Genomic DNA, 10,396 nt, shown 5'->3' with positions numbered 1-10,396 from the left:
CGGAGGCGCATCTCGTGGCCTACGTCGCCGGGCGGGGTCCGGCGGGGGATGCCGCCCAGGGCGAAGCAGACCTGGCCGCCATCCTGTCGGCGCATCTGGCGGCGCGACTGCCGGCTCACCTGCGTCCGTCGGTGATCGTGGAGCTGGCCGCGCTGCCGCGCCTGGCGAGCGGGAAGCTCGACCGGTCGGGGCTTCCGGCGCCGGATTGGCGGGGGCGGGACGCGGCGCCACCGCAGGGGGCGACCGAGACGGCGTTGGCGGGTTTGTGGACGGCGCTGCTGGGCGTCGAGCGGGTGGGCCGGACGGACGGCTTCTTCGAGCGCGGCGGGCATTCCCTCCTCGCCGCAAAGCTCGTCGCGCGCATTCGCGAGGAGATGGGCGTCCATATCGGTCTGCCCGCCTTCTACGCGGCCCCGACCCTCGCGGCGCTCGCCGCACTGATCGACAGCGACGACGAGGCGCGCGCCCGCGACACCGTCGATGCCCTGCTCACCGAGTGGGAAGAGGTCTGACTATGACGGGCGCTCCCGAACGCAATCCCGGCTGGGACCAGCTCGCCCGGCGCTTCGCCGCCCTGCCGCCCGAGAAGCGGGCCGGCTTCCTCGACGCGCTCGACGCCCGCGGCATCGCCTTCGAGCGGCTGCCGATCATGCCTTTCGCCGACGGCGCGCCGGATCGGCTGTCCCTGGAGCAGCGCCGCCTGTGGTTCCTCTGGCAATTGGAGCCGGAAAGCCACGCCTACAATCTCGGCGGCGCACTCGGACTCGACGGCCCCCTCGATGAAACGGCGCTGGCACGCGGCCTCGACTGGCTCGTAGCCCGTCACGAGACCCTTCGGACCACCTTCACGCCCACCGAGGATGGCGACGCCCGCCCCGTGATCCACCCGGCCGAACCGGTCGTGCTCGCCCGAGCGGACGTCTCCGCCCGGGCGGCGGCCGAGCGCGAGGAAGCTGCCAGGGCCCTCGCCGAGGCCGGCGCCGGGGCGTCCTTCGATCTCACGGCGACGCCTCCGGTTCGGTTCGGCCTCGTGCGGATCGGGGCCGAACGACACCTGCTGTGGTTCGCGTTCCACCACATCGTCTCCGACGGCTGGTCGATCGAACTCGTGATCGGCGAATTCTTCGCCGCCTATGCCGCCTTCCATGAGGGACGTGACCCGACCCTGCCGCCGCCGCCTCTGCGCTACGCCGATTGGGCCGCGTGGCAGAGGGTGCGGCTGGAGAGCGGCGACCTCGTCCGCCAGCGCGACTGGTGGAAGGGCGAACTCGGTGACGAGCACCCCCCGATCGCCCTGCCGACGGACCGTCCGCGGCTGCCGATCCAGAGTTTCCGGGGAGCGCGACGGCGCTTCACCCTCGATGTCGAGGCCAGCCGTGCGGTGCGGGCGCTCGCCCGGACCGAGGGCGCGAGCCTGTTCATGGTCCTGCTTGCGGGCCTCCACGCGCTGCTCGCCCGGCTGACCGGTGAGGGCGACATCCGGGTCGGTATCTCCAGCGCCAATCGCACGCGGTCGGAGACCGAGAGTCTGCCGGGCTTCTTCGTGAGCACGCAGGTGATCCGAGCCCGGATGGAGCCCGGCCTGCCGATGCGCGACCTGATCGCCGCCGTGAAAACGGCGACACTCGCGGCGCAGGCCCATGCCGATGTGCCGTTCGAAACCCTGGTCGAGGCGCTGCAGCCCGAACGGACGCTGAGCTACAATCCGCTGTTCCAGGTCAAGTTCACGCAGCAGCTCGACACGCCGCGCACGATCCGCGCCGCGGGGCTGCATGCCACGCCCCTCGATCTCCTCGAGAATGTCACGCGTTTCGACCTCAGCCTCGACGTGACCGACCGCGCCGACGTCATCGACGGCGTTCTGACCTACGCGACCGATCTGTTCGAGCCGGCTTTCGCCGACCGCTTCGTTTCCGCTTATGCCGATCTGATGCGCTGGGCCGCCGCCCGACCGGAGGGTCCGCTCGCCGATTGGAGTCCGGCCGATGTCTCCGCCCTGTCGGGCGAGACCGCCGATCGGACGGATCCGGACGTGCTCACGGCCTTCGCCGGACACGTCGCGCGGGTGCCGGATGCGATCGCGCTGCGGGCGGGCGCGAGCACGATGCGCTTCGCCGAACTCGACGCCGCCGCGACCCGGCTCGCCCAGGCCCTGCGCGCCGCAGGACTTTCCCGCGAAGAGGTGGTTCCGGTCCTCGCCGGGCGCAGCCTCGATCTCGTCGTCGCGGCCCTCGGCGTGATGCGGGCGGGCGGCATCTACGCGCCGCTCGATCCTGCGCTGCCGGCGGAGCGGCTTCGACGGCTGGCCGCCGATGCGCGGGCCCGGCTCGTGCTCTTCGATGCCGAGGGGGCCGGAGCCGCGACGACGCTCGACCTCGACCGCCACGCGATCGCCGATCTGACGGCTCGCCCCGGTCCGGTCGATGCGCCGCCGCTTCCGGCACCCCTGCCGGATCAGGGCGCCTACCTGATCTACACCTCGGGCTCGACCGGCGCTCCGAAGGGCGTGCTCGTGCCGCATCGGGCGATCGCCGCCTACACGCAGGCGATGCTGGGCCGGTTCACGCTGCCGCAAGGCGCGTCCTTCGGCCTTGTCTCCACGCCCGCGGCCGATCTCGGCCACACGATGCTGTTCGGTGCCCTCGTCTCCGGCCGGACCCTCCACCTCATCGAAACGGAGGCCGCCTTCGACGCCGATCGACTGGCCGACACGGTCCAGGCGAACCGCATCGGCGTGCTCAAGCTGGTGCCGAGCCATCTCGACGGCCTGCTCGCAACGCCCCGCGCAGGCGAGATCCTGCCGGAAGCCGCGCTAATCCTCGGGGGCGAGGCGCTGCCCGCCGGCCTCGCCGCGCGGGTGCAGCGGCTCCGGCCGGGCTGCCGGGTGATCAACCATTACGGGCCGACCGAGACCAGCGTCGGCGTCCTGTCGCACGAAGTCGCGACGACGGAAGCGGGGGAGGACACTGTCCCGATCGGGCGCCCCTTCGCCGGCGTCGAGGCTGTGATCCTCGATGCGCATCTCGCACCGGTGCTGCCGGGTGCGGTCGGCGAACTCTATCTCGGCGGGGATCAGCTCGCGCGGGGCTATCTCGGGCGTCCGGGGATCACCGCCGAACGCTTCGTGCCCGATCCGGCCCGGCCGGGCCGCCGCCTCTACCGCACCGGCGACCGGGTCCGGCTCGACGGCGAGGGCGCGATCCGGTTCCTCGGGCGCGCCGACGATCAAGTGAAGATCCGTGGCCATCGCATCGAACTCGGGGAGGTGGCCGCAGGCTTGCGCGCGCTGCCCGGGATTGAGACGGCCTATGTCGTTCCCGACCGTACCGAGACCGGCCGGCCTCGCCTCCTCGCCTACGTCGTCGGCACGGCGGAGGCCGCGTCCGGTGCCCGCACCGCCCTGGCCCGGACGCTGCCGGACGCGATGATCCCGAGCCACGTTCTCCGGCTGCAGAAGGCTCCGCTCACAGCCAACGGCAAGCTCGACCGCCGGGCGCTGCCGAAGCCCGATTCTTCTCCGGGTGATACCCTGCCGGATGTGCCCCGTGCGGGCGGCGACACGGCGCAGAACGCTCTGACCGAGATCTGGGCTGATATCCTGCGCCGTCCGACGGTGAATCTCGACGACAACTTCTTCGCCCTCGGGGGCGATTCGATCCTGAGCCTTCAGATCATCGCCCGCGCCAAGCGCCGGGGCTACCGTCTCACCCCCAAACAGATGTTCGAGCACCAGACGGTACGGGCCTTGGCCGCCGTGGCCGTGCCCCTGACGCCCGCGACGCCGGCAAACACGCCGTCGTGCCCGGCCGAAGCGAAGCTCTCCGCTATTTGGGCCGAGGTCCTGCGCCGTCCGACCGTGAATCTCGACGACAACTTCTTCGCCCTCGGGGGCGACTCGATCCTGAGTCTGCAGATCATCGCCCGCGCCAAGCGCCAGGGCCTGCGGCTGACCCCGAAACAGGTCTTCGAGCATCAGACACTCCGGGCGCTGGCCAAGGTGGCGGTGCCGCTGGCCACCCCAGGGCAGGACAGCGGAGCGGGCTCGGCTGCGGCGAGCGCCCCGGCAGACGGTGAGCGGGCCGAGCGCATCCTCGCTGAAATCTGGGCCGAGGTTCTGCGCCGTCCGGTCGTGAATCTCGACGACAATTTCTTCGCCCTCGGGGGCGACTCGATTCTCAGCCTCCAGATCATCGCCCGCGCCAAGCGCCGCGGTCTGAAGCTGACGCCGAAGCTCGTCTTCCAGCATCAGACCGTGCGGACGCTGGCTGCCGTGGCGGTCCCGCTCGACGCTGCTCCGTCCCCGGCATCGACCCGACCTCCAGCCGCGGCCTCGCGCCCGGCGGTGAGGGAGGTGCCGCTGACACCGATCCAGCTCGCCTTCCTGGCGCGGCCGGTGCCGAACCGCGGCCACTGGAACCAGTCGGTTCTGCTGATCCCGCGCGAGACGCTCGACGGGCCGGCGCTCGCGGCGGTGCTGTCGGCGCTCGTCGCCCGGCACGAGGCCCTCCGTCTGCGCATCCGGCCGCGCGGCGAACGCTGGGTGCAGGGCGTCGTGGCCACCGAGACCGCCGACCTCCTCGACATCCGCGCCGTCGCCGATGCGGCGGATCTCTCGGCCGTCTGCGCGGCGGCGCATCGCGCGATCGATCCCGGCGAAGGCCCGTTGCTGCGCGCAGTGCTGGCGCGCCTGCCCGACGGTAGCCAGCGCCTGCTGCTGACGATCCATCATCTCGCCGTCGACGGCGTGTCCTGGCGCGTACTCCTCGACGACCTCGCCCTCGGTCTGGAGCAGCGCCGCCGTGGCGAGACCGCGGCGCTGCCGGCGCCCGAGACGGACTTTTCCGGTTACGCCCGCGCTCTGCTGCTCCATGCCCATTCGGAAGCCCTGCGGGACGAGGCGACCCACTGGCAGGCCGTGTCGGGCGCCCCGCTGCCGGACAGCCCGACGCGGCTGGACGAGGCGCATCGCCTCGCCACCATCCTCGACGTCGCGGCGACGCGGGCCGTCATGGAGACCGCCCCCGCCGCCCTCGATGCCCGTCCGCACGAAGTGATGACGGCAGCCCTCGCCTGTGCCCTGGCCGGGGGAGCCGACAGCGTCACGATCTGGTTGGAGGGCCATGGGCGCGATCCATCCTACGCGCCCTCGGATCTCGACCGCACGGTGGGCTGGCTCACGAGCCTCTTCCCCGTCCGCCTGCCGGTTCGGGCGGACCGGGCCGAGCACGTCGCCGCCATTCGCGAGGCCCTGCGGGCGGTGCCGGAGGGCGGTGTCGGGTACGGACTTCTCGCGCATCTCGCCGACCCGGACCTGCGGGCGGCCGTGGCCGCACCGCGCGGGCCGGTGTTCAACTATCTCGGGCGGATCGACGACGCGATGGCCGGGGGCGCCTTCACCCTAGCAGCGGAAGACGCGGGGCCCGAGCGCGATCCCGAGGCGCTCATGCTCGATCCGCTGCGCATCGATGCCCGGCTCCGCGACGGTCAACTCTGGATCGATTGGATGTTCGACCCGGTCCGCCACGATGCGGCGGAGGCCGAGCGGATCGTGGCCGCTTTCGAGACCGCCTTGCGTCGGCTCGTGGGCGCCGAGCCGGCCATCTCCCGCGAGGTCGAGAGCTATCCCCTGACCCCGATGCAGCAGGGCCTGCTGTTCCATGCGCGGCTCGCGCCCGGCGATGCGGCCTATGTCAATCTGCTCGCCGTCACCTTCGACGGGCTCGACACGAACCGGTTCCGCGCCGCTTGGCGCGCCGCCTATGCCCGGCACGACATCCTGCGCTCGACCTTTCATGCGCGCGACGGCGCCGAGCCCGAGCAGGTGGTGCATCCCCGTGTCGAACCGGCCTTCGAGGAGCACGATTGGCGCGGCATGCCTGATCTCGAAGAGCGCCTCGCGCGGCTCGGCGATGCGGAGCGCGCCCGCGGCTTCGACCTCGCGGCGGCTCCGCCGATGCGCCTCGTTCTCGTCCGGACCGGCGAGGCGACGTGGCGCTTTCTCTGGGTGCGCCATCATATCCTGCTCGATGGCTGGAGTTCGGCCCGGCTTCTGGCCGAACTGGCCGCGCAGTATCGCGGCGAGGCGCCGGACGGGCCGGCTCCGCGCTTCCGCGATGCGGTGGCGTGGTTGGCGCGCCGCGACCGGGCGGCGGACCGGGCCTATTGGCGCGTCGCTCTGGCCTCCGTCGACGAGCCGTTCCGCCTGTCCTCGGGGCATGCCGGTCCGCCCGGCCGGGGTCGCCACCTGATCCGGTTGGATACGGAGCGAACGGATGCACTCCGCGTCGCCGCGCGGGCCAAGAGGATCACGCTCGCCACCCTGGTCCAAGCGGCCTGGGCGCTCGTCCTCGCCCGCCGCACCGGTCGTCCCGCCCTGTTCGGCGTCACCATCGCCGGTCGTCCCGACGCGCTGCCCGGCGCCGAGGCGATGCTGGGGCTGTTCATCAACACGCTTCCGGTGCTGACCGAGCCGTCCGCCGATCGTGCAATCGGCACCTACCTCGCCGATCTTCAGGGGCAGAATCTGGCCCTGCGCGAGCACGGGGCAATTCCGCTGTTCGAGGTCCAGTCGCTCGCCGGCAACGGCGGCGAGGCGCTGTTCGACACGGTGCTGATCTTCGAGAACTACCCCGTCGATCCGAAACTGAGCGTGCCGGCCCCCGGTGCTCTCGCCTTCCGCGACGTGCTCGTGAGCGAGGACACGCATTACCCTCTCACCGTCACGGTGGAGATGGGCGAGACGGCGACCATCGGGCTGGCTTACGCCACGGAGGCGTTCGCGCCTCGGGACGTCGAGGCGATCGCCGACGCGTTCGACCGGGCGCTGTCCGCCTTCGCGGCGGCGGCGGACGAGGCGCTGCTCGGCGGCATCGGCCTCGCGCCCGCGGGTGATCGCCCGCTCTCGGGATCGGCTCAGACGCCCTTCTTCCCGCTCGCGGCCCGGCTGCGTGCCCATGCGCAAGCGAACCCGGAACGGATCGCGGTCGAGGGCGACGGCGGCCCGCTTAGCTATGCCGAACTCGACCGGGGTTCGGACGTCGTGGCGGCACGTCTCGCCGCAGCGGGGGTGAGGCGCGGCGATCGGGTCGGCGTCTTCCTCGGGCGCGGGACCGCGATGGTGCTGGGCCTGCTCGGCATCGTGAAGGCCGGTGCGGCCTATGTGCCCCTCGATCCGGATTATCCGTTCGAGCGCCTCACCTTCATGGCGCAGGATGCGGGTCTGGCCGCACTGCTGACGGAGCCCGCCCTCTGCGCGGCGGCGCCCGCAGGCCCCTGGGCGATGCTCGATATCGAGGGGGAGGCTACGGGTCCGGTCCCGGCCTTCGCGCCCCATCCCGACGATCTCGCTTACCTGATCTACACCTCCGGTTCGACCGGGCGCCCCAAGGGCGTAATGGTCGGTCACGGTGCCCTAGCCAACCTTCTCGCCGCGATGGCGTCGGAACTCGGCATCGACGCGAAGGATCGGCTTCTGGCCGTGACCTCGCTCTCCTTCGACATCGCGGCGCTCGAACTGTTCCTGCCGCTCACTGCGGGCGCGCAGCTTCGGGTTGCCGCCCGGGCGGAGACCGCCGATCCGCGCCGCCTCGCCGCACTCTTGGAGGCGAGCGAGGCGACGGTGATGCAGGCGACGCCCGCGACATGGCGGCAATTGCGGGCAAGCCGGTGGGCGGGCCGACCCGGTCTCAAGGCGCTGTGCGGCGGCGAGGCGCTTCCGGCGGATCTCGCCGCGTGGCTCGCGGCCCGGGTCGGCACGCTCTGGAACGTCTACGGGCCGACGGAAACGACGATCTGGTCTAGTGCCGGCCGCGTCGAGGCAGCCGAGGGCAATCCTGATCTCGGCCATCCCCTGGCCGCCACCGTTTTGTCCGTCCTCGACGACGCGCTTCAGCCGGTTCCGATCGGGGCATCGGGCGAACTCTGGATCGGCGGCGCCGGCCTCGCCCGGGGGTATCGGGGTCGGCCGGGTCTGACCGCCGAACGCTTCGCGCCCGATCCGTTCGGGGCGCCGGGCGCCCGCATGTACCGCACCGGCGATCGCGTCCGCCGCCGCGCCGACGGCCGCCTCGACTACCTCCATCGCCTGGACCATCAGGTGAAGATCCGCGGTTATCGGATCGAGCCCGGCGAGATCGAAGCGGCCCTGAATTGTCACCCTGCCGTGCGCGAGGCGGTCGTGGCTCAGGCCCCCGGTGGAGAGGGGCTTCTCGCCTACGCCGTCGCGGCACAGGGCACCTCGCCCGAGACGCTGCGCGACCATCTCGCGGCACGCCTTCCGGCGCACATGCTGCCGGGTTCGATCCTGCTCCTGGACCGTCTGCCATTGACGCCCAACGGCAAGCTCGATCGTGCCGCCCTGCCGCGGCCGGACGCCGTCGCGACCGCAGGAGCGGCGCCCCAGGGCGAAACCGAGACGGCCGTGGCGGTGATCTGGTCGGATCTCCTCGGCGTGCCCCGCATCGCCCGCGACGATCACTTCTTTCGCCTCGGCGGACATTCGCTCACCGCAACCCGCATGGTGGCCCGGATCGAGTCCGAACTCGGCCGCATCGTGCCGCTGAAGGCGGTCTTCGAAGCGCCGACGCTGCGGGCCTTCTCGGCCGTGGTCGAAGCCACCGGAGCCGTTGACGCCGACGGCGAGAAGCTCGCCCGGGCGGAGGCTCTGCTGGCGGAGCTCGACGCCTGATGAGCGTGCTGTCCGACCGCCTGCGTCTCCTCGCCGAGCGCCTTTCCGCCGCTCGACCGGAGGAACGGCGCGCATTGCTCGCTCGCTTCCAGCAGGCAGGCATCGACTTCGACGATCTGCCGGTACCGCGCATCGACCCGGCCCGGCCGGCGCCGGCCTCTGACCTTCAGCGCCGCCTGTACTTCCTGTGGCGGCTCGATCCCTCGAGCGCGGCCTATGCCGTCGGTGGAGCGCTGCGCCTCACCGGCCCCCTCGACCGGGCCGCCCTGTCCGGCGCTGTCGATGGGTTGGTCGCCCGCCACGACGCCTTGCGCACCCGCTTCCAGGAGACAGAAGACGGCCACCTGCTCCAGATCGTCGACCCGGCGGTACCGGGCTCGCTGGCGGAGCACGACCTGTCCGGCCCCGGGGCTGAGGCGGCTTTGCGCGCGCATCTTCGCGAAATGGTCGAGCGGCCCTTCGACCTGATCGCCGGCCCGCTGGTGCGGATTGCCCTGGTCCGCCTCGGACCCGACCGGCATGCCCTGATCCTCGCGCTGCATCACGCTGTCTGCGATGCGTGGTCCCTCGGCGTCCTGACCCGGGAGATCGCCGAAGATTACGCCGCCCGCCATGCCGGGCGGGGGGCGGCGATACCCGTGCCGCCCCTGCGCTTTTCCGATTGGGCAGCCTGGCAAGCGATCGGCCAGGAAGCCGGCCGCGACGCGCAGGCGCTGACGCGCGCCCGCCAGCGTCTGGCCGATGCTCCGCGCATCGTCTTCCCCGAGCGTTTGGCCGCAGCTCCGACGGACGGCGACCGGGCGCGGCGGGTGCCGCTCGTCTTTCCCGCCCCGGTACAGGAGGCGTTCCGGCTGTTCGCGGCGGAGCGGGGCGTGACGGCGCCGGCTCTGATGCTCGCCGCCTTCGCGGTCTTCCTCGGCCGCAGCACCGGCCTGAGCGATGTCTGCCTCGGCATGCCCGTGGCCAATCGGCGGGGAGCGGCGACGCAGGATGTGGTCGGTCCCTTCGTCAACACCCTGGCCCTGCGTCTTCAGCCGAAGCCGGGTCTGTCCTTCGCCCAGGTCGCCGAGACGGTCGCCGCGACGCTGCAGGACGGGCTGGCCGAACAAACTCTTCCCTTGGACCGCATCTTGGAAGGGCTTGGGGGGACGGGTGAGGGGCCGTTCGACGTGATGTTCGGCTACGAGCGCGTGCCGTTGCCGCCGCTTTTCCCCGGCCTCACCGTCGAGCCGATGTCGGCACCGCTCGAGACGGCCAAGTTCGATCTCATCCTCGGAATCGAGGAGAGGGAAGGCGGCGCGATCTCCGGCGCGCTGATCCTGGCCGAAGCCCGCTTCCTGCCCGGCACCGGCGAGCGTTGGGCCGTCCGCTTCGTCGAGATGCTGACCGCCTTGCTGGCCTGTCCGCTGGCGACCTGCGGCGAGGCCCCGTTGCTCACGGAGGCGGAGCGCGCCTTCCTGGCCGCGCAACACCGGATGCCGCCGTCGCCTCGGTTTGAGTCGGTGAACGCTCGGGTGGCGGCGCTGGCGGCCAGCGAGGGCGGGCGCGTCGCCCTCGTCCACGGCCCGACCCGCCTCACCTATGCCGCGCTCGATGCCCGCGCCAACGCCCTCGCCCATGCCCTCATCCGGCGCGGCATCCAGGCCGAACACCGCGTCGCCCTGCGCCTCGAACGATCCCCCGACGCCTTCGTCGCCATCCTCGCCGTCC

The 10,396-nt window shown here is 72.0% G+C and carries 3 protein-coding genes; all 3 read left to right on the top strand.

The window, feature by feature from the left end:
* Positions 1–512: phosphopantetheine-binding protein (locus OWC43_RS24200; protein WP_393958851.1), on the top strand; the 512-nt coding region annotated here is incomplete at its 5' end.
* A 2-nt stretch (positions 513–514) separates the two neighbouring features.
* Complete coding sequence (locus tag OWC43_RS24195) at positions 515–8,686, top strand: amino acid adenylation domain-containing protein (protein WP_393958850.1); 8,172 nt, start codon at positions 515–517, stop codon at positions 8,684–8,686.
* A partial coding sequence (locus OWC43_RS24190) for a condensation domain-containing protein (protein ID WP_393958849.1) occupies positions 8,686–10,396 on the top strand: 1,711 nt, incomplete at its 3' end. The genes OWC43_RS24195 and OWC43_RS24190, both read left to right, overlap by 1 nt.

The sequence above is a fragment of the Methylorubrum sp. POS3 genome, assembly GCF_043352485.1.
Lineage (GTDB): Bacteria > Pseudomonadota > Alphaproteobacteria > Rhizobiales > Beijerinckiaceae > Methylobacterium > Methylobacterium suomiense.
The sequence above is the reverse complement of the archived record's forward strand: the minus strand, read 5'-3'. Positions and strand labels throughout refer to the sequence as shown.

Coding starts and splice junctions, on each gene's coding strand:
- OWC43_RS24195 (WP_393958850.1), top strand. CDS start 515: ATGACGGGCGCTCCCGAACGCAATCCCGGCTGGGACCAGCTCGCCCGG.